The sequence below is a fragment of the Campylobacter sp. CNRCH_2016_3089 genome (assembly GCF_025772505.1).
GTDB classification, from domain to species: Bacteria; Campylobacterota; Campylobacteria; order Campylobacterales; family Campylobacteraceae; genus Campylobacter_D; species Campylobacter_D lari_D.
On sequence record NZ_JAKMSF010000007.1, the window covers coordinates 33771 to 53548 of the forward strand.

A 19778-nucleotide genomic window follows, 5' to 3' on the forward strand; every position below is an offset into this window, starting at 1 on the left:
CTTAATCATTTTGTTCTAAATTATTAATTTCTTGTATTTTTAAATTCTCATTTTTTCCCATTAAATTTTGTATAGTTTGGATTTGCTCTTTAGAGGCATAGCTTATGTCTTTTAAAACTATCCAAGTGATTTTTTGATTACAAGGCTTGTTGAGTTTATTTTTAAAGATATAAAAAGATTGAAGATTGTTTGGCAATAATTCATTAGCACTTAAGCCTTGAACATAAAGTTTATCGCCTTCTTTTTTAGGAAAAGCACGGATGATTTTTTTAATAAAAGGATTTTCCATACCTTCTTGTAAAAACAGCGCAACTACTGCTATATCTCCTTTTTGACTTACATGACTAAAATGAATTTCTAAAAGATAAGACTTTTTATCAATAGAAATTTTTGATGGACTATGGAAGTGAAAATGAGATAAATTATAAGCTGTATTATCTAGCACGATATGGCTTCCATTGCTTTCAAAATGCATTTTTATGGTATAACCATCATTTATTAAGCCAAAAGAATCATTTGAGTAGTTAAATTCTAAAGAATGATTTTTGTTTGTAGCCTTTTTACTGTTTATATTGATGAAATCTTGATTTAAACCACTTTCACAGTAAATCCAGTTTTTATCTAAATTTTTCCATTTGTCTTTGTCTATGAAATTTCCATGTGAGGCATTTTGAGGCATTTGCTCATAGGCAAAAAGCATGCTAGTAGTAAATAAGCCAAAAAGTATTCTTTTAAAACTCATAATATTCCTTTTTTAACATAATTATAAAAAAACATCCCCTATAAAAAGCTTATGTTTAAAAATAATTATATTAAAATTAAATATTTTAAAGAAATTACAGATAATATTAAGGATAAATTGATCGATATATGGGAGGATAGTGTGAAACATTCCCATGATTTTTTATCTGATTTTGATAGAGAAAAGATTAAAAATGATCTTTTAAATTCTCAAGTATTCTTTAGTTTAAATTATTTGATTTGTTATAATAAAGACAAAATGATTGGATTTTTAGCATTTGTGGATGATAAAATTGAAATGTTGTTTTTAAGTTCAAAATATTTTAACAAAGGTATAGACACTACTTTAATATCTAAAGCCATAAATGATTATCATTTGAAATATGTTGAAGTAAATAAAGATAATTATAAGGCGTATAAATTTTTATCAGAAAAATGGTTTTTTACAAGAGGGTGAATATAAAGATGAATATGGTTTTATTATTTTAAAAATGAAATTTTAACTATTCTTTGCCATCTTTGATAGGCACAAAAAGACATTCATCTAAAACTTCTTTGCTAATCTTGCCATCTTTTTTGGTAAATTTAGTGATAAATTGTTGATTTCCTATGAGTAAAGGAGCTACTAAAATTCCATTGTTTTCAAGTTGATCAAATAATACATTTGGAATGTGTTCTATATAAGCTGAGAGTAAAATTCTATCATAAGGTGCATAATTTTTCCAACCATTTTGCCCATCATCAAATTTTACATGAATATTAGCATAGTTTAGTTTTTTAAATTTTTCTATAGCACTAATTGCAAGTTTTTCGATGCGTTCTATGGTAAAAACTCTTCTAATAAGCTTACTTAAAATCGCAGCTTGATATCCACTACCACAACCTATTTCTAAAACACTATCAGCTTCTTTAAAATCAAGTGCCATAGTCATTTTGGCCACAGTTAAAGGTGAGCTTATCCATTGATTACCCATTAAAGGAAGTGCATCAAGTCTATAAGCATGCATTTTTAAAGGTGAAAAAATTTCTCTTGGAGTAGAACAAAAAGCTTCAAATAATTCTTCATTAATGAAAGTGTTTTTGCGAATTTCTTCTGCCATAGTTTGACATTGTTTTTGTTCAAATATATGAATCAATAAGCACTCCTTGATAAAAAGTGTTATTTTATCTTAAATTTTATTTATCTAGCTTTAAAATCCTTAAGGCGTAAAAACGCCTTAAGATTAATCAAGTGTATAAAGGATGTTTGATCCATCTTGATAAGATAAGATGTGCATTTTACCATCTTTGAAGAATAAGCTTCTTGCGTTAGTTATATTTTCTGGATACGAAATAGTTTTTACAACTTCTTCTTTGTCTAGATCAATTACAGCAATAACATTATGCTTTTTACTTAATGCATAAATTTTACCATTTTTAAAAACCATTGAAGTTATATAAAGATCGCCCAAAGTTTTTCCTTCTTTTAACTCAGCTTTAGGAGTAAATTCAGCTGAAAGAACTCTATCTGCTAAAGAAATTTTAGAAATTACAAAAGTTTTAGCATCCTTATTGTTTGGAACGGTAGCAAGATACATGTATTTTCCATCAGTAGTTGTGCTTAAAATATGATGGAATTTAGCTCTAACTGTGTCAATTCTACCACGACCAAGGTTTTCACCTTGTCCTTCAAAATTATTTGCCCCTCTAATAAAATCAGCATATTGTAAAGCTTCATCTGCATTAGGATTTTGAGCAAATCTTAAGAAAGTTTTATTAGAGCCCATTAAGATGTATTTGTTGTCCAAATAAGGAATAATTCCTATGATAGGATTAATTGTGGCTGAAAAATATGGGTCTAATAGAAAATCTGTTTTAGTACTAAAATTATCATCTAGGAAAAATACTTCCCATTTTGAACTTGCGACATATTCTCCATTGATATAATCAAGTGTATTGATAGCTTTAGGAAAATCAATTTTTGTTTCATTTACGATTTTTAGATTATCATCGATATTTGTAAATGGAGCATTACTGATATTATTATCAAATTCAATACCTAGTTTTTCATTAGCAGGAGCAAAAGCAAAATCAGGTTCTTTAACATCGCGTTTTCCTAAGAAAGAAATGCTTTTCCAACTTTTATTCCAGCCTGAATCATCCCAAATAATATATTTTGGATTTAAACTAAAACGAACTGGATCACCTTGTCCGCTATATGGGATAGGACCAGTGCTTACGAAAGCTTGGAAGACATTTGAAGCTACGATAAAAGCAACAATAACCATAGCAGCTAGGTTAAATTTAGTTAATTTTCTAAAACTAACTCCTTCCATTTCTTTTTCAAAGGAGCCAAATTTTGGAGCAAAAGCAAAAATTACACCAAGTAATAAAACTACAGCCCAAAATACTACTTCAGCCCAAAAATAAGTATGCAAACCAAAAATAGGCAAACCAAAACCTTGATCAAGATCACGATGTGCATGTCCGCTTATATGATTAAATGATTGCCATAAACCAAATGCAGTTGCAATTAAAAGAAAAGCTAAGAACTTACCTTTCATACCATAACGCACAATAAATAAAGCTGCAACACCAATGAAAATCATTGATTCTCTTTGGCCCCAACAAGAAGTACAAGGGCTATCACCTAGCATATAACCAAAAATCAAATTTGCAATTCCAACAGGCATTAAAATGATTAAAAAACCTGCCAAGCACATTAAAAAATAAAAAAATTTAGTTTTGTTAATATCACACATATTTGCCACCTTATAGATTCATTAGGCCTAAGATTGCGCCTGATTTGCGACCTAAATAGTCAAATACCATAATAGCCCATGAAATTACAAGTATAGAAAAAGCTAGTTTTTCTTTTTCAGGCTTAATTATCATGAGAACTATGGCAATAAAGACTAGCAAAAGTTCTAAAAACTCCATAATTACCCCTTTACTAATAAAATAAAATGGCGGATTTTACAATAATGAAATAAATAAAAATAAAATATTAAATAAAAAGAGAATTTTAGTTTAAAAAAATGTAAAATATGGGTAGTTTTGTGACTTAAAAGTCATCAAAACTCAAACTCCCTTTAGAATAGTTTGTAACCTTGCTTTCAAAGAAATTGCTTTTTTGATCATTAAATTTAGAAAAATCATCCACCCATTTAATAGGATGTTTTGCATTATAAATTTTATCAAGATTAATAGCTATTAGTCTTTGATCAACAAGATAGTGAATGTACTCTTCTATAATATCGTCTGTAAAACCCATGATTTGATTTTGAGTGATGTATTTACCCCATTTGATCTCAAGTTCACCTGCTTTTTTAAACATATCATAAATTTTGTTTATATTGATATCATTAAACAAATCAGGTCTTTCTTTACGCACAGAATTAATCATATTTTGAAATAATAATAAATGAGTAATTTCATCTCTTTGTATAAAGCGTATCATTTGTGCTGAACCTAGCATTTTTCCTGCACGCGCTAAAGCATAAATAGCAGTAAAACCACTATAAAAATACACTCCTTCTAGAATTTGATTTGCTACCATTGCAAGTAAAAGTTTATTATCATCTACTTCGCCAGCTAATTCTTCATAAATACTTGAAATGAAATCATTTTTTTCTCTTAAAGTCTCATCATGTTTTTCCATTTCATAAATTAAGTCTGTATTTTCACAGATTGCTTCAACCATCACTGCATAAGATTTTGAGTGATTTGCTTCTTCATAAGCTTGTCTTGCTAAAACCGCATTGATTTCAGGTGCTGTGATATAAGGGTTGATATTATCAGCAAGATTGTTTGTTTGAAAACTATCCATTGAGATAAGTTGAGACCAAACTAGATCATACATTCTTTTTTCTGCTACGGTTAGATTGCAACGATAATCTAGTGCATCTTTTGTTGTATCTACTTCTTTTGGAAACCAAGTATTTGCTTCCATTAAATCCCAAAGTTTTAAAGCCCATGTGTATTTTGCTTTAGTAAAATTTAAAATACCATGTGGGTTGCCGTTAAATACTTTTCTATCATTTAAAGTTTCATTTGATTTTGGATTATAAATTCTTTTTCTATTCATTTTTCCACCTTTGTTACAATAGCGCTTTGGCTTAAAATATCATGCAAGGCTAAGGTATCCTTTCTTAAAAAGCTTACCAAAAAGCCAATCAACAAGCCAAAGCTTATAATGAAAATTACATAGCGTAGGATTATTCTAAAAAAATTAAGTTTGTGTCCATTTTTAATATCAATCAAGTATAAATCATAAGCTTTAAGTCCAGGACTTTGAGCTTTTTTTACTAAAAATAATGCTTGTAAAAATCCAAAAAGCAATGGGCACAAAAAAATTATAAGTTGATTGCTTAAAAAAGCTTCTTTAGAGCCAAGAGTAAAATAAAACAAATACAAAATGGGCACATAAAGCAAAAATAGATCAATCAAAAAGGCTTTAAATCTTAAAAAGCGAGTGGCTATTTTTGCTTTAGTTTTCATTAGTTACCACGACTACCAGGTTTGATAGCTTTAGTGCCTTTTTCACAAAGTGGGCAAGTATTTGCATCATAAATATCAAATTCAAAATTTCCTAGTGCAAAAAGTGGTAAATTTTGTGGTAATTTTGCATTTTCTTTTCTTGGATTGTTTAAATTTTTTACAGCACAAAAACCACGATTTGCTAAAGCTGCAAAACCTACTACCTCTCCACCTAAATTCTCGATGATTTTTGCACTCTCAAGTGCTGAGCCACCTGTTGTAATAATATCTTCACAAACGATAAATTTTTCACCTTTTTTTACTTCAAAACCGCGTCTAAGACTCATCACTCCTTCTACGCGTTCAGTGAAAATAAAGCGTTTGTTGCAAGCTCTAGCAAGTTCATAACCTGCTAAAATTCCACCCAAGGCAGGCGAGCAAATACTATCAAATTCAATATTAAAACTGGCAATAACTTTCGCAAGCTCATCACAAAGCTCACCTGCTAGTTTTGGATTTTCTAAAACTTTAGCACTTTGAAGGTAAAACTCAGAGTGTTTCCCTGAGCTAAGTAAAAAATGTCCTTGTAGGTATGCTCCACAATCTTTATAAATTTGTTCTAAGTTCATTTTTAAACCTTTAAAAGTTCCGCTTCTTTGTTTTTAACTAACTCATCTACTTTTGCTGTATAATTATCGGTTTGTTTTTGTACTTCATCATAAGCTTTTTTAGCTTCATCTTCTGAGATTGCTTTATCTTTTTCTAGTTTTTTTACCGCATCATTTGCATCTTTTCTAATATTTCTAATAGCAACTTTAGCCTTTTCACCCATAGCTTTAGCATTTTTAGCATTTTCTTCTCTTTGTTCTCTTGTCATAGGAGGAAAAAATAATTTAACACTTTCGCCATCATTATTTGGATTTACTCCAATGTTTGCCGCAGCTATAGCACTTTCTATGGCTTTTAGCATTGATTTTTCCCAAGGAGTAATGCTAATAGTTGAAGCATCGGTTGCTAAAACTGTTGCTACTTGATTTAATGGAGTTGCACTACCATAATAATCTACATGAATATGATCAAGTATATTTATATTTACTTTGCCAGTTCTTATGGTAGTAAAATCTTTTTTTAAGGCCTCTAAGCTTTTGTCTGATTGTTGTTTTTGCTTGGTATAAATTTCATTTAGCATGGTATTTCCTTTTTTTATTTGCTAGTATTACTTTCGCTAATTGGAGCACTTGGTGCAACTGGAATGCTAGTTGTATTTGTTTCAGGTGCCTTTGGTAAAATTTGTTCTGCTTTTTCAGCAAGTGAGTTAGAATTAGCATTATTATACATATAACTTAGAGCAATTGTATTAGCGATAAGTAAAACACCCATCACAAAAGTAAATTTAGCTAAAAACCCTGCAGGACCCTTTGCTCCAAACAAGCTTTCATTACTTCCGCTATATGCTCCAAGTCCTATGCTTGAGCTTTTTTGTAATAAAACAGCAATACAAATAATCACAACAATTGCAAATTGCAAAATAATTAAAAGAGTAGTCATGAATTTTCCTTATTGAAAATAAAATGAGTATTTTAACTTAAAAAGTTTGATAAAAACTTGAAAGAGGTAAAGAAAATTTGCGAGAATTTTTCTCGCAAATTTTTATCTGCTATTAAAGCTTCTTAAAATATTAAGAAGAGAGATGAAAAGATTGATAAAATCAAGATAAAGCGCAACTGCACCTTCGATTGGTGTTTCATAATTTCCTCTAATGATGTTTTGAGTATCATAAAGAATGTAAAAAGAAAATAAAATTGCACCAATACCAGAAATTGCTAAGCTTAAAAGTGAACTTTGAAAAAAGATATTAATTAAAGAAGCTACTACGATAACAATTAAAGCTATAAAAAGCATTTTTCCCATCATAGTAAAATCTCTTTTTGTATTCATAGCAAAAACGCTTAAAGCACCAAAAGCCACTGTTGTTAAAGCAAAAGCTTGAGCGATAATGCTAGCTCCTGCAGGAAGTGCTAAAACAGAATATAAAAGTGGTGTTAAAGTAAGTCCTGAAACAAAAGTAAAGGCAAAAAGTAAAACTAAATTAAGCGGAGCTTCTCTTTTTTTCCATTGTAATGCAAATAACAAGCCAATTTCTACGATAAATAAAATCCAAAAAGTTGCTTGAGATTGTGCAAATAAATGTGCTAAGGCAAAAATTCCTATGTAAGCACCTGCTGTTGCAGCTAATAATGAAGCAGCAAAAAGCTGATAAGTTTGTTTTATAAAAATGCTCAAATTACTTCTAGCATAACCTTCAAATTCTTGAGTTTTAGAGTTAGAATAATCTCTATCATAAAGACTCATTAAAATCCTCCAATAATTTTTAAAAATTAAAATTTACAAAAAAAAGATAAATAAAAGATTAAAATTGTATAAAAATATAACAAAAAATAAATTTATAGATTTATTTTAAGTAAAAATAATTTAGTATAATGCTTTATTAAAATGCAAAAAAGGACTTTTTTTGAAAGACTTGATCGAGGGTGCTTTAAAATTTATGCAAGAAGATTTTAAAGAGCATGCAGAACTTTTTGAAAGTTTAAAAAATAAACAAAATCCCCACACGCTTTTTATAGGATGTGCTGATTCAAGAGTTATACCAAATTTAATTACTAATACAGGCCCAGGAGAGCTTTTTGTTGTAAGAAATATAGGCAATATAGTTCCACCTTATAGAGTAGGAGATGATTTTTTGGCAACTACTTCAGCTATTGAGTATGCTTTTAGTTCTTTACATATAAAAAATATCATAGTTTGTGGACATAGTAATTGTGGTGGCTGTGCGGCTTTATATGCAAATGAAAATGAGCTAAAGAGTATGCCGAATGTGAGAAAATGGCTTACCTTGCTCGAGCCTATTAAAAATAAGGTTTTAAAAGTTGCAGGCAGTGATTTAGCCATGCGATCTTGGATGACTGAAAAAATGAACTTGGTTAATTCTTTGCAAAATTTATTAACCTATCCAGGTATAGAAGAAGCTTTAAATAAAAAAGAAATAGAACTTCATGCTTGGTATTACATCATAGAAACGGGTGAAATTTATGAGTATGATTTTAATTTTGAAAATTTTGTTTTAATACAAGAGAGGGTGAAAAAAGTATGAAAAAGATTGTTAATATTATTTTATTATTTTTATTTATCAGCACTTTGAATGCACAGGAAAAAAATGCTTTAGAGGATAAGAATAGTATTTTTGCTTTGGTACAAGATTATATAGAGCTTAATTTACTTTTGGAAAGTTTTAAAACTGGTGATACAAATAGCACCGAATTTCAAGATAATATCAAAGAAATAGAAAAACAAAAAACAGCTCTTTTGACTACTTTACCTTTAAAAATGGTATCTCAAAAGATTGATGATAAAGAAGCAAAAGATTTTTTAAAAACTAAGAATGCTTTACAAAAAAGTGTTGAAAATGCCCAAGCTAAAAAAAGATATTATGATTATGTGGATAATAAAATCAAACTTTTAAATTTAACCTCTGCAGAACATTTTTATCTTTGTATATTTGAATTAGAAAAAGTTTTTATAGAAGGTGCTCAAAGTCAAAAAATAAAAAAAATTATTGATGAAAGCATTGACTCATTAAAAGAAGATATAGTTTTTAATTTTGCTTTAGATAAAGAGAAAATTAATGATATTACTCAACTTAGAACCTTAGAGCTTAGTGAAAATAATTTAAGAAATACCATCAAGTCATATAATGAAATTTTGGTATATCTAAGAAATAATGCAAATTTGCTTGAAACTAATTTTTTATTTACGGGCTTGGGCTTGCAAAATGCCATTAATTATATTAATAAACAAACCTCTATTAGTAGTGTAAATGTTGGAAAAATAGTTATTTCTATTATTGTCATTGTTTTGTTTTATTCTTTGAAATTTTATCTTGCAAAAATTTTGTATTTTGTATTGATACATTTATTTGGAAAAAATTCAGAAAATGTAGAAATAAAAACTCATTTTTTAGAAAAGCTCCAAGGACCAGTGGGTTGGTTTTTGTTTGCTTATGCTATTGGAATTTGTTTTACTATTTTTTACTATCCTGCGCCTGTAGATATAAGAATTAGTAATATTTTATCAATTGTTTATGTTATTTTAACTGCTTGGCTTGTGATAAATATTTTTGATAGTTATGGTATGGTAATTGTGGCAAAGCTTGCTGAAAAAAGTGGCAAACGCGAAGTGGTTAATTTAATTATTAAAATTTTATATTTTATTATTATAGTAATAGCTGTTTTATTTGTTTTATCACATTTAGGATTTAATATTTCAGCATTGATTGCATCTTTAGGTATTGGTGGTTTGGCTGTGGCATTGGCAGCTAAGGATATTATTGCAAATTTCTTTGCTTCTGTGCTTTTGCTTTTTGATAACAGCTTTAATCAAGGCGATTGGGTTGAAATTTCAGGTATAGAAGGAACTATAGTAGAAATTGGGCTTAGAAAAACTACTATTAGAACTTTTGATAATTCTTTGGTGTTTTTACCAAATTCAACTATTATGGGAACTAATATAAAAAATTGGAGTAAAAGAAAAATAGGACGCCATGTAAAATTATTTATAGGTGTAACTTACGATGCAAGACCTGAACAACTTGAGCAATGTGTAGAAGATATAAGATATTTATTAGCTACTAGTCCTTTGATAGCTCAAGTTGATGATAGTGCGCTAAATCATGGTGGAACCCGCGCTAGATATAGACAAAATTTAGTTTCAGTGAATGATTTAGAAGGATATAAAAATAATACTTATGTGGCTGTGAGTGGCTTTAGCGCAAGTTCTATTGATATAGAAGTATATTTTTATACTAAAGCAGTTGATGCTGCAGGTTTTAGAGAAGCACGACAAAGTATTTTACTTGAATTAATGAAGATTGTCGAAAGAAATAAACTAAGTTTTGCATTTCCTTCACAAAGTCTTTATATAGAAAAAATCAATAAAGACGATAAAGAAGAGTTATTATCTTAATAAGCTCTTCTTTGATCATCACACTCTACTATAATTTTTTCAGCAATGATAATGCTTCCATTTTTACTGCCTTTAACTTTAACAAGACTTCCTTTTTTTAGATCTTGTACATTGGCTTGTTTTTTATTGCTACCAAAAATTCCGCAGTTATAAATATCTATATGTGTTTGGGGTAAAATGGTAATAATTAAGTTATTATCAAAACTTGTTTGAATACTTATTGTATGTGTAGTAGTGTTTTTTAAAATACCTTGAATTTTATAAGCAAATACAAAAGTGCTAATGCAAATTAATATAAGAAAAAAACGCATTAAAATAACTCCTTTTTAGGAGTTATTTTACTTAATAAGCTCTTTTTTTGCATTCTATTTTAATTTCTTTAGCGGTTATATTTTGAATTTGATTTGGTGTTTGTGGGTTTGGTGTTGTTTGAGTATAGCCATGAAAAACTTCAGCTTCTATAAAAGTTCCTACTTTTAAATCTCTAAAAGTGCCATATTTATCCATACCAAAAATACCACAATCATCCATGTCAATTTCTGTATTTGGTAGAATTTTTATATTCATTTTTTCTCCATAGGTAGTATCGATTAAAATAGTCTTTGCACCATCATTTACATCTGCTATCACACCATAAATTCCATCTGCATAAGCAAGACTTGAAAGACTTAAGGTTGTCAATAATGCAGCGATTTTCTTTTTCATTTTTTTCTCCTTTATTTTTATGTAAGAATTATATAATTTTTTGAGTGAAGCAAGAGTGAATTTAGATATAATTTGAAAAATTTACCAAAAAGAGGATACCCATGAAAGGATTTTTACATTATTTTTTTATTTTTTTGCTTGCAAGCTTGTTGTTTGCATGTTCTAAAAATGAAGATAAGAATTCTATTATAAGATCTTATGGTTTTAATGAAAATACGCATAGTATTTTTATAGAATTTAATACCAATATCATTACAGAAAACATAGGTGTTGTAAAAGAAAGAGAAATTGTTATTAATAATCAAAAAATAAAAGCAAAGTATGAACTTGAAACTTCCACAAGATTAAACATATACACTTCTTTAAAAGCAAATCAAAATTATGATATTTTTATAGACTTAAGTGATATTGTAGCTGATGAAAAAATACAATTAAAAGTAAAAACTCCTTTTGAAAAACTAGATGTCAAAGGATATTTTCAAAATATATCAAATGATGAGAGTGTGTTGATTTTAAATGTTCAAAGTTTTTATGCTTTTGATAAAGATGAGTTGTTAAAAGCTGTAAAAATTAATGCACAAGAAAAAGAAATTCAAATAGATAAAATTATCATCCAAGATGATATAGCAAGTGTGTATTCTAAGCCATTAAAAATTAAAAATACAAACACTAATATAAAAGTAGTTTTTGATAAAGAAATTTTAGGTTTAGAGAAAAATATAGATTTAGAATATATTTTACTTGCAAAGAACGAATTTGTATTTCAAAATGCAAATATAATCAATAAAAACATAGAATTACTTTTTTCTCAAAGTATTTCGCAAGATCAAAATTTAAAAGAGTTGATTTTTATTACACCCAAAGTAGATTTTAAAGCATTGGTATTTGGGAATAAAATCAAGCTCACAGGAAATTTTACTCCAAATAAAACTTATGAAATTCAACTTGCTCAAGGGATTAAAAGCGCTGATGGAATTAGTACAAAAGAAAGCTATAAAACTCAAGTGAGCTTAAAAGACTATGAGCCTGCTATAAGTTTTACAAATCAAGGGGTATTTTTATCTAGCAAAGCGAGTAAAAAAATAGCTTTTAAAAGTTTAAATATTAAAAAGATCCATTTAGAAGTTCATCAGGTATTTTCAAATAATTTAAGTGAATATTTAAGATATAAAAATCTTCAAGGTGCTAAAAATTTAAGTGATTATGATAGCGATATTTTTTCAGAGAGTGATTATACTAGTGAAGTAGTATTAAAAAAAGACTTTGATATTAAAAATATTAAAAATCAATGGCAAGAAAATGAGATAGTTTTAGATGGTTTAAAAGATTTAAGTGGTGTGTTTATAGTCAAGCTTTATTTTAAAGAAGAAGATGTTGATTATGTTTTCGATGAGGATATGGAGAGTTGGAAAAAACAAAGATTTTTCGATCAAAAAGCAAAGATTAGTAAAAATTTGATTTTCTCAGATATAGCTTTAATTGCTCAAAATTTAAATAAAAAACTTTTTGTCGATGTAAGAGATTTTACCACACAAAAGGCTTTAGGTGGGGTTAGGGTTGATATAATTAGCAAAAGCAATCAAATTTTAGCTTCTAAGACAAGCGATGATAATGGTTTGGCTGTTTTTGATGATATTGATGAGTCAAGAGCTTTATTTATCATTGCTTCAAAAGATAAGCAAGCTTCTATTTTACGCTTAAGTTCGCCTTTATTATATGATGGTTTTGATGTAGATGGTTTAGAGCAAAATTCTCAAAACAAAGTGTTTATTTACACAGAAAGAGGGGTTTATAGACCAGGTGATGATATACATTTAACTATGGTTGCAAGAAATGATAAAGGAGCTGTTAATCACCCTATATTTTTGAGTTTTTTTGATCCACGCAATAAAAAGTTTTTAGATAAAATTAAACTTGATCCTTTGAGTAATGGAACTTTTTATAAAAAGATTTCACTTGATCAACAAGCTTTAAGTGGAGTGTATTTAGCTAGAGTAGAATTTGCAAATGCTATTTTTGATAAAGAAATTTTAGTGCAAAATATAGTGCCAAATCGTATAAAAGTATCTATACAAGCTCCAAAAAGTATAAAAGAAAATGAAAAATTAGATTTTAATATTAGCTCAAAATATCTTTTTGGAACACCAGCAAGTAATTTACAATATCAAGCTGATTTATTTGTAAGTAAAAAAGAATATAAAAATTCAAAATATCCAGAATATATTTTTTCAAATCCTAGTGTTTTAGTGCAAAAATATCAAGATAATTTAAAAGGCATTTTAGATGAAAGTGGCTTTGTAAAGCAAGAATTTGCTTTAAAAGATTTTTTTAAAAATACTCCATATAATCTTGAAGCTAACATAAGGGCTAGGGTTTTTGAAAAAGGTTCAAGATCGGTTGAAGCGCTTGTGAATTCACAAGTGATATTACATGAGTATTTTGTGGGTATTAAGCGTTTAAAAAATCACTATTTAAGCTCGGGTTCTACAATTAATTTTGAAGCTATTGTGAGTGATTTAGATGAGAATTTGATAGCAAATAGGGAGATTAAATATACTATTTATGCAAATGATTATTCTTGGTGGTGGGATTATGATAATTATGATGATTTTTTAAAATCACTCAAAAAAGATAAAAACACACAAATCATTACCCAAGGAACTATTTTAAGTAAGGATAAACCGGTTAAAATAGAATTTGATCCCAAAGAATACCATGGTGAAATGTTTATAGAGCTTGAAGATACACAAAGTAAAACAAGCACAGGAGAGTTTTTTTATATTAGTAGTTTTGGTGCGCCAAGTAATGCTGATATAGTGAGTTCTTTAAAAATAAAAAGCGATAAAAAAGAATACAAACCAAACGAAACAGCTTTTATTGAATTTGAAAGTGTTAAGGGTGCAAAAGCCATCGTTACTTTAAATGATAATGTAAAGGTTTTAAAACGCTTTGTGATAGATACGCATGAAGATATTACAAAGGTTGAAATTCCTATTCTTAAAGAATATAAGCCAAATGTGTATGTGAGTGTGATTTTGCTTCAAGATTATAATCAATACACTAACGATAGAGCCTTAAGACTTTTTGGTGTAGTGCCTTTGAATGTAGTAGATGAACAAAGTAAAATCGAGCTTGATTTAAAAGTACCGGATAAAATCATGCCAAAACAAGATTTTGAAGTAGAAATTCAAAGTAAAAACAAGCAAAGTTATACTTATACCATAGCTATTGTAGATGAGGGTTTGCTTGATGTGAATGCTTTTAAAACTCCAGATATTTGGGGATATTTTTATCAAAAAATTCGCTTTAACATGAGCATATATGATACCTATGATAAAATCATTGCTAAAAATATTTCTAATGCTTCCAAGGTATTAACTACAGGTGGTGATGTTTTCTTAGAAAGTAGGGCAAATAAAAGTAAAAACGATGAAAAAGCAAGACGATTTAAACCTGTTGTGTTGTTTCAAGAGCCAGTACAAAGTGATGAAAATGGTTATGCAAAATTAAAATTTAATATGCCTTCGTATCTAGGTTCGGTTAGAGTTATGGTAGTGGCGAACAACTTAGCGGGTTTTGGCAGTGCTTCTAAAGATATCCAAGTTAGCGCACCTGCTGTAATGCTTGAAACTTTGCCAAGGGCTTTAAGGCTTGATGATGAGTTTAAGCTTTTGGTGCAGGTATTTAAAGTAGATGATGATGTAAAAAATGCAAAACTTAAACTAAAAACAAAAAATTCACTCATAAATTTTGAAAAAGATGAAATTTTAATTGATTTTGGTAATGAAAAAACAAAAGATATTTATATTAACACAAGAGTAAATTCAAGCAAGCTTGGGGTGGAAGAAATAGAGTTAAGTTTAAATGCAAAAGATTACACCTATACTCAAAATACTCAAATTGACATAAAAGCACTAAATACGATTACTTATGAGGGAAAATCTTTTAAAATTCCTGCAAATACTTCTATGGAGTTTAAAATCACACAAGATTATATCAATCCAGTGGCGTTTTTAAGTGTGAGTTCTAAGCCTATTTTAAATATAAATCATAGATTAAAATACTTGCAAAATTATCCTTATGGATGTATAGAGCAAAGTACTTCAGCAGTTTTACCGCAACTCTTTTTGCAAAAACTTGATCAAGGGGCAAATGAACAAAAAAATATTAACAATATCAATGTATTGTTAAGTAAATACGTAAATTTTCAAACCGCTAATGGTGGCTTTGCTTATTGGCAAGGACTTAAAGATTCTGATGCATGGGGAAGTAATTATGCGGGTATGTTTATGATTTTAGCCAAAGAAAGAGGCTATTATGTGAGCGAGGGAATGTTTAAAGCATGGCTTGATTATCAAAAACACTATGTTTTAAAAGCTCAAACAAATAAAGAAATTAGAATAAATTCTTTATATCTTTTAGCTTTAGCCAAAGAGCCAAATTTAAGCATAATGAATGCTATTTATGAAGATAGTACTTATTTGCAAAGCTTAAACAATGTAAGTCTTTGGCAACTTAGTGCAGCTTATAAATTAGCAGGTTTTGATGAGGTAGCTTTAAATATAGCTAAAAATTTAAGCACAAAGCCCGATGAAAAAGCTAATTATACTCATACTTATGGATCTTTTCTAAGAGATGAAGCTATTATTGCAAATGCGTATAAAATAATTTATGGTAAAAATAATGATGAATTATTAGATGATATTAAAAAAACTTTAGAAAGCCAAGCTTGGCTTAGCACTCAAAGCACAGGCTATGCTTTATATGCTTTGGCAAATAGCTTTAGTAATGAAAATCCTAAAACTATCAATGCAAGTGTAAAAATTAATGGTGAGAGTAAAAAGCTCAATACAAGTTTTTCTAAATTTGAGTTTAATCAAGGCAGCGCTTTGATAGAAGCTAAAGAAGATACTTATGTGCATTTTGGAGTAGAGGGAATTAAAAAAGGTATTGTCGAACCTTTTGCGCAGCGTATGTATATAGAAAGAAGTTTTTATGATGAAAATGGAAATGAAATAGATGAAAGTGCTATAAAAAGCTCTCAAATTTTTTATGTGAAATTAAAAATATCAAATAAAAATTATCCGGGCACTTCTAATATAGCTTTAACTCAAATTTTACCAAGTGGATGGGAGATAGTGCATGATCTTTTAGATGATGAAACTCCTGATTTTGTGAAAAATTCTTATTATGATTTTGTAGATATAAGAGATGATAAAATCATGTATTTCTTTCCTTTATACTCTGATGAGTCAAGAGAATTTTTTGTGAAATTAAGTGCTGTTACTCCAGGTGTTTATACTTTGAGTGGAGCTTATGCTGAAGCAATGTATGATAATGCTTATAGAGCTTTAAGTGAGAGTAAAAGAGTCAAAGTAGTGCAGTGAAAATCAAAATAAGCCTTGCAATATGCTTTTTAAGTCTATGTCTTTACATAGGCTTAATTTATTTTAGCTTTGATAGTAAGGATTTATTTAAATGCACTTATAGTAAAGTTTTGTTTGATAAAAATAAAGAAATTCTTAGTGTATTTTTAGATTCTAACGAACAATGGCATTTAGAGAGTGAGTTTATACCGCAAAAATTAAAAAGTGCAGTTCTTTTATATGAAGACAAAAATTTTTATTCTCATTATGGAGTAGATTTTTTAGCGATTATAAGAGCTTTTAAAAATAATCTTTTTTCAAGTAAAAGAAGTGGTGCAAGTACAATTTCTATGCAAACAATCAAACTTCTAGAGCAAAACAAACGCACATATTTTAATAAATTTAATGAAATCATCAAAGCTTTTGCTTTAGAAAACGCTTATGATAAGGAAGAAATTTTAAGACTTTATTTAAATAATGCTCCTTATGGAGGAAATTTAGTAGGTGTTGCAAGTGCTGGTTTATTTTATTTTGAAAAAGATTTAAAAGATCTTACTTGGAGTGAAGCAGCCTTGCTTGCTGTGCTTCCTAATAATCCAGGTTTAATTAATCTTGAAAAAAACAAAGATAGACTTTTAAAAAAACGCAATGCTTTGCTTGATAGGCTTTTTGAAAAGGGATATTTTTCTAAAGATATTTTAACTCTTGCAAAGGCTGAAAAACTTCCTAGCTTTAAAACAAGGAAAAACTTAGCTCCACATTTAGCGCGTAGGCTTTTAGCGGATAAAGAACAAATCGTTTCTAGTATAGATAAAAAAATTCAAATCAAATTTGAAGAAAAGGCTAAAGAATATTCTTATAAACTACAACAAAAAGGCATAAAAAATCTAGCTATATTGTTAGCAGATACCAAAACAAATAAAGTTTTAGCTTATGTAGGCTCTAATGATTTTTATGATTTTGCAAGTTTTGGTCAAGTTGATGGGGTGATAGCAAAGCGTAGTGTGGGTTCAACCTTAAAACCTTTGCTTTTTGCTTTTGCCATAGATGAGGGACTTATAGTGCCTGAATCTTTAATGCTTGATGTGCCTACATTTTTTTCTAACTTTGCTCCACAAAATGCAAATAAAAAATACCATGGTTTTATTAGCGCAAAAGAATCTTTGCAAAAATCACTTAATGTTCCTTTTGTAAGCTTACTTGCAGAATATGGGTATGAGAAGTTTTTTTATAAGCTCAAAGATATTTTGGATTTTGAAGATGAAAATTTTAAAAAATACGGACTTTCTTTGATTTTGGGCACAAAAGAATTTAGTTTAGAAGATATGGTAAAAATCTATCTAGGACTTGGAAATTATGGAAATTTTAAAGAGCTTTTATATGAAGAAAATGCATTTACTAAAGAAAATAAAAAGCTTATTAGTGATGGAGCAAGCTTTTTAACCTTACAAACCTTAAAGGATTTAGATAGAGTAGGTTTAAGACAATATGATTTTAATACTATTATTTCTTGGAAAACAGGCACAAGTTATGGTAGAAAAGATGCCTGGGCTCTAGGAACTTCTCCAAAATACACTTTAGGAGTGTGGGTTGGAAATTTTAATGGCGAGGCAAATGCAAATTTATATGGTGTAAGCATAGCAGGGGAATTGTTTTTTGAGCTTCTAGCCTTACTTGAGAGAGTTAATTTAGAATTTGAAAAACCTAATGATTTAGTTTCTATCAAAATTGAAAATCAAACAGGATATAGATATGATTATAAATTTGACTTTAAAGAAGTGCTTTACCCGCAAAGTGCAAATGTCTTAAGAACTTCACCATTTTTAAAAGAAGTTTTTATGTATAAAAATAAAGAAGTTGATTCTTTAGATGAAAATTTCATCCATGCAAAGAAAAAGATTATATTAAATTTACCTTCCAATGCACAAGCATTTTTTGCAAAAGAAAAGCAAAATTTACAAAGCTCTAATCAAAATTTAAAAATCATATATCCACTAAATAATCTTAATATCATTTTGCCAAAAGATTTAAAAAGTAAGCAAAAATTGTTAATTAAACTTATAAACCCTAAAAAAGAAAAACTTTTTTGGTATTTAAATCAAGAATTGATTTTTGAAGGAAAAGAAGAAAGTTTATCTTTAGATTTAAAAAAAGGTAAATATGTTATTAATGTTATTAGTGAAAATGGTTCTAATGATTTTATAAAATTTAATATATTTTAATATTATAAAAATATTTTTAAACTTTAATATCTATAATTTTTGGAGTGATATTTTGAGAAAGAAATTGATTAAATTCTCCCACATCGTCATTAAATTTCATACCAAAAAGAATTTCTAATTCTTCTCTTGTGCTAAATTTATTTTTTAAAAGTTTTTTATAAGTTCATTTTTTGCATTATCATCTTTGTAGGTTTCTTTGTTTTTACTTTCACCTTGTATAGGTTTGAAAGATTTTTCTTTGTCTTTTTCTAAAGTTTCCTGAGGTTCATTAATCTTTTTGCTAAAATCAACAAAGTATGTATTTTGAAGCTCAAGGTATTTTTCTTTAAACTCATCTATGCTTTTGCTTGTATGAAAAATTTTATCATAAACTTCATCATAATCTATTCCATTTACGCTCAGCCAACGAGGTGATTTGGTATTTTCATTCATCCATTTAAATAAATCTTCAACTTCTTTTCTTTGTAAAAACTACTCAATTCTTTAGCTTTAACTTGATAATTTTTATTGTTTATAAAATATTTAATATTTTAATAAATTTTAATTTTTATTTAATGAAAAGTTTTTATAATTATAAAAATTTATAATTTATTAACTAAATGAGAAAAAATGCGTAATTGGAGTCTTGGTGCTAAAATAGTTGCAATAGCTATTATAACGGTTGTTTTAATCTTAAGTATTTTATCTTTTTTGATTATAAACAGATCCACAGCTATTTTAAATACACAAATAGAAAATACACTCACAGCTTCTGTGCATCGTTATGGAAATCAAGCTGAAGCGAGTATTAGGTCTTTATTCGTCAGTACTATTGGTACACAAAGAACTTTAAACAATCTTATTTCAGAAGGTGCTATAAATCCAAAAAGGATAGAAAATATCCTCGGAGAAGCCATTGATGCAAATGGAGATATAGCTTATGGTTATTATTATTTAAAAGACGGAACTGCATATAAAAATTTGGGTGTTGATGTAAAATATTTTTCAAATAATAATGAATTTATGGTGTTAATGAGAGATGTAGATATTAACAATGCTGGCGGTATGCAAACTTTAGCAGCAAGTGAAGAGATTGCTAAAACTAATGCTATAAAAAATTTGATGGGGGGGGTAAGTTATATTTTGGAGAACCAAGATGGTATAACATACATGGAAATAAATTTCTAGGTGTTCATGTAGCCGCACCTATTGCAGATAAAAAAGGAAAGGCTATAGGTGTTGTTGGTATGCTTTTTGATCTTAAACCTACGGCTGATTTTTTAAATGA

The 19778-nt window shown here is 28.5% G+C and carries 18 protein-coding genes and 1 pseudogene; 6 read left to right on the plus strand and 13 right to left on the minus strand.

Translation table 11 applies throughout. The annotated features are described in order from the left end of the window. Position 1 precedes the first annotated feature (1 nt). Positions 2-742, minus strand: coding sequence for a carbonic anhydrase family protein (locus L8W69_RS05890; protein WP_263666658.1), 741 nt, complete (start codon positions 740-742; stop codon positions 2-4). 117 nt (positions 743-859) lie between these two features. Here L8W69_RS05890 and L8W69_RS05895 point away from each other — a divergent pair, with 117 nt between their 5' ends. After that, positions 860-1198: a GNAT family N-acetyltransferase gene (locus L8W69_RS05895; protein ID WP_263659564.1), complete on the plus strand. Its 339-nt coding sequence runs from the start codon at positions 860-862 to the stop codon at positions 1196-1198. A 46-nt stretch (positions 1199-1244) separates the two neighbouring features. Here L8W69_RS05895 and L8W69_RS05900 read toward each other — a convergent pair whose 3' ends face one another. The 9 genes from L8W69_RS05900 to L8W69_RS05940 form a co-directional block, all read right to left on the minus strand. Then, entirely contained in the window at positions 1245-1874 is a 630-nt protein-coding gene (locus L8W69_RS05900) for a protein-L-isoaspartate(D-aspartate) O-methyltransferase (RefSeq protein ID WP_263666695.1), read from the minus strand. 90 nt (positions 1875-1964) lie between these two features. Continuing rightward, positions 1965-3482: a disulfide bond formation protein B gene (locus L8W69_RS05905; RefSeq protein ID WP_263666659.1), complete on the minus strand. Its 1518-nt coding sequence runs from the start codon at positions 3480-3482 to the stop codon at positions 1965-1967. A gap of 10 nt (positions 3483-3492) precedes the next feature. Next, positions 3493-3660: a dihydroneopterin aldolase gene (locus tag L8W69_RS05910; protein WP_133319023.1), complete on the minus strand. Its 168-nt coding sequence runs from the start codon at positions 3658-3660 to the stop codon at positions 3493-3495. Between the two features lie 124 nt (positions 3661-3784). After that, positions 3785-4807: a ribonucleotide-diphosphate reductase subunit beta gene (locus L8W69_RS05915; RefSeq protein ID WP_133319022.1), complete on the minus strand. Its 1023-nt coding sequence runs from the start codon at positions 4805-4807 to the stop codon at positions 3785-3787. Next, positions 4804-5220, minus strand: a complete 417-nt coding sequence (locus L8W69_RS05920) for an RDD family protein (RefSeq protein ID WP_263664901.1) — start codon at positions 5218-5220, stop codon at positions 4804-4806. The genes L8W69_RS05915 and L8W69_RS05920 overlap by 4 nt, the downstream gene beginning before the upstream one ends. Next, positions 5220-5828, minus strand: coding sequence for an orotate phosphoribosyltransferase (gene pyrE, locus L8W69_RS05925; RefSeq protein ID WP_133319020.1), 609 nt, complete (start codon positions 5826-5828; stop codon positions 5220-5222). The genes L8W69_RS05920 and pyrE overlap by 1 nt, the downstream gene beginning before the upstream one ends. 2 nt (positions 5829-5830) lie before the next feature. Next, a complete protein-coding gene (frr, locus tag L8W69_RS05930) occupies positions 5831-6388 on the minus strand; it encodes a ribosome recycling factor (protein ID WP_039668941.1) in 558 nt (185 codons plus the stop codon). A 14-nt stretch (positions 6389-6402) separates the two neighbouring features. Continuing rightward, positions 6403-6747: a preprotein translocase subunit SecG gene (gene secG, locus L8W69_RS05935; protein WP_133319019.1), complete on the minus strand. Its 345-nt coding sequence runs from the start codon at positions 6745-6747 to the stop codon at positions 6403-6405. Positions 6748-6849: 102 nt separating this feature from the next. After that, on the minus strand, positions 6850-7551 hold the full coding sequence (locus L8W69_RS05940; protein WP_263666660.1) for a Bax inhibitor-1/YccA family protein: 702 nt from the start codon (positions 7549-7551) through the stop codon (positions 6850-6852). A gap of 160 nt (positions 7552-7711) precedes the next feature. Here L8W69_RS05940 and L8W69_RS05945 point away from each other — a divergent pair, with 160 nt between their 5' ends. Together L8W69_RS05945 and L8W69_RS05950 are read left to right on the plus strand one after the other, a co-directional pair. Next, positions 7712-8350, plus strand: coding sequence for a carbonic anhydrase (locus L8W69_RS05945; RefSeq protein ID WP_133319017.1), 639 nt, complete (start codon positions 7712-7714; stop codon positions 8348-8350). Next, the gene (locus tag L8W69_RS05950) at positions 8347-10218 is read left to right on the plus strand and encodes a mechanosensitive ion channel family protein (RefSeq protein ID WP_133319016.1); all 1872 of its coding nucleotides are present in this window, start codon (positions 8347-8349) and stop codon (positions 10216-10218) included. Before L8W69_RS05945 ends, L8W69_RS05950 begins: the two co-directional genes overlap by 4 nt. On the opposite strand, the gene L8W69_RS05955 is transcribed toward L8W69_RS05950, so the two are convergent. Continuing rightward, the gene (locus L8W69_RS05955; RefSeq protein ID WP_263659567.1) at positions 10215-10529 is read right to left on the minus strand and encodes a hypothetical protein; all 315 of its coding nucleotides are present in this window, start codon (positions 10527-10529) and stop codon (positions 10215-10217) included. The genes L8W69_RS05950 and L8W69_RS05955 overlap by 4 nt on opposite strands. Positions 10530-10560: 31 nt before the next feature. Beyond that, positions 10561-10923 carry a hypothetical protein gene (locus tag L8W69_RS05960; protein ID WP_263666661.1) on the minus strand — a complete coding sequence of 121 codons (363 nt, stop codon included), beginning with the start codon at positions 10921-10923 and terminating at the stop codon, positions 10561-10563. A 101-nt stretch (positions 10924-11024) separates the two neighbouring features. Between L8W69_RS05960 and L8W69_RS05965 the strand changes: the two genes are divergently transcribed. Beyond that, positions 11025-16310, plus strand: a complete 5286-nt coding sequence (locus L8W69_RS05965) for an Ig-like domain-containing alpha-2-macroglobulin family protein (RefSeq protein ID WP_263666662.1) — start codon at positions 11025-11027, stop codon at positions 16308-16310. After that, the gene (gene pbpC, locus L8W69_RS05970) at positions 16307-18511 is read left to right on the plus strand and encodes a penicillin-binding protein 1C (protein WP_263666664.1); all 2205 of its coding nucleotides are present in this window, start codon (positions 16307-16309) and stop codon (positions 18509-18511) included. Before L8W69_RS05965 ends, pbpC begins: the two co-directional genes overlap by 4 nt. A gap of 16 nt (positions 18512-18527) precedes the next feature. On the opposite strand, the pseudogene L8W69_RS09385 reads toward pbpC, so the two are convergent. Next, positions 18528-18748, minus strand: a pseudogene (locus L8W69_RS09385) (hypothetical protein); the annotation flags it as partial. Between the two features lie 372 nt (positions 18749-19120). Here L8W69_RS09385 and L8W69_RS05980 point away from each other — a divergent pair. Further along, the gene (locus L8W69_RS05980; RefSeq protein WP_263664904.1) at positions 19121-19678 is read left to right on the plus strand and encodes a hypothetical protein; all 558 of its coding nucleotides are present in this window, start codon (positions 19121-19123) and stop codon (positions 19676-19678) included. Positions 19679-19778 lie beyond the last annotated feature (100 nt).

What these genes read in the sequence shown, in the direction of transcription:
- L8W69_RS05890 (WP_263666658.1), bottom strand. Translation starts at nt 742, where the DNA reads ATGAGTTTTAAAAGAATACTTTTTGGCTTATTTACTACTAGCATGCTT.
- L8W69_RS05905 (WP_263666659.1), bottom strand. Translation starts at nt 3,482, where the DNA reads ATGTGTGATATTAACAAAACTAAATTTTTTTATTTTTTAATGTGCTTG.
- L8W69_RS05910 (WP_133319023.1), bottom strand. Translation starts at nt 3,660, where the DNA reads ATGGAGTTTTTAGAACTTTTGCTAGTCTTTATTGCCATAGTTCTCATG.
- L8W69_RS05915 (WP_133319022.1), bottom strand. Translation starts at nt 4,807, where the DNA reads ATGAATAGAAAAAGAATTTATAATCCAAAATCAAATGAAACTTTAAAT.
- L8W69_RS05920 (WP_263664901.1), bottom strand. Translation starts at nt 5,220, where the DNA reads ATGAAAACTAAAGCAAAAATAGCCACTCGCTTTTTAAGATTTAAAGCC.
- pyrE (WP_133319020.1), bottom strand. Translation starts at nt 5,828, where the DNA reads ATGAACTTAGAACAAATTTATAAAGATTGTGGAGCATACCTACAAGGA.
- frr (WP_039668941.1), bottom strand. Translation starts at nt 6,388, where the DNA reads ATGCTAAATGAAATTTATACCAAGCAAAAACAACAATCAGACAAAAGC.
- secG (WP_133319019.1), bottom strand. Translation starts at nt 6,747, where the DNA reads ATGACTACTCTTTTAATTATTTTGCAATTTGCAATTGTTGTGATTATT.
- L8W69_RS05940 (WP_263666660.1), bottom strand. Translation starts at nt 7,551, where the DNA reads ATGAGTCTTTATGATAGAGATTATTCTAACTCTAAAACTCAAGAATTT.
- L8W69_RS05950 (WP_133319016.1), top strand. Translation starts at nt 8,347, where the DNA reads ATGAAAAAGATTGTTAATATTATTTTATTATTTTTATTTATCAGCACT.
- L8W69_RS05955 (WP_263659567.1), bottom strand. Translation starts at nt 10,529, where the DNA reads ATGCGTTTTTTTCTTATATTAATTTGCATTAGCACTTTTGTATTTGCT.
- L8W69_RS05960 (WP_263666661.1), bottom strand. Translation starts at nt 10,923, where the DNA reads ATGAAAAAGAAAATCGCTGCATTATTGACAACCTTAAGTCTTTCAAGT.
- L8W69_RS05965 (WP_263666662.1), top strand. Translation starts at nt 11,025, where the DNA reads ATGAAAGGATTTTTACATTATTTTTTTATTTTTTTGCTTGCAAGCTTG.
- L8W69_RS05980 (WP_263664904.1), top strand. Translation starts at nt 19,121, where the DNA reads ATGCGTAATTGGAGTCTTGGTGCTAAAATAGTTGCAATAGCTATTATA.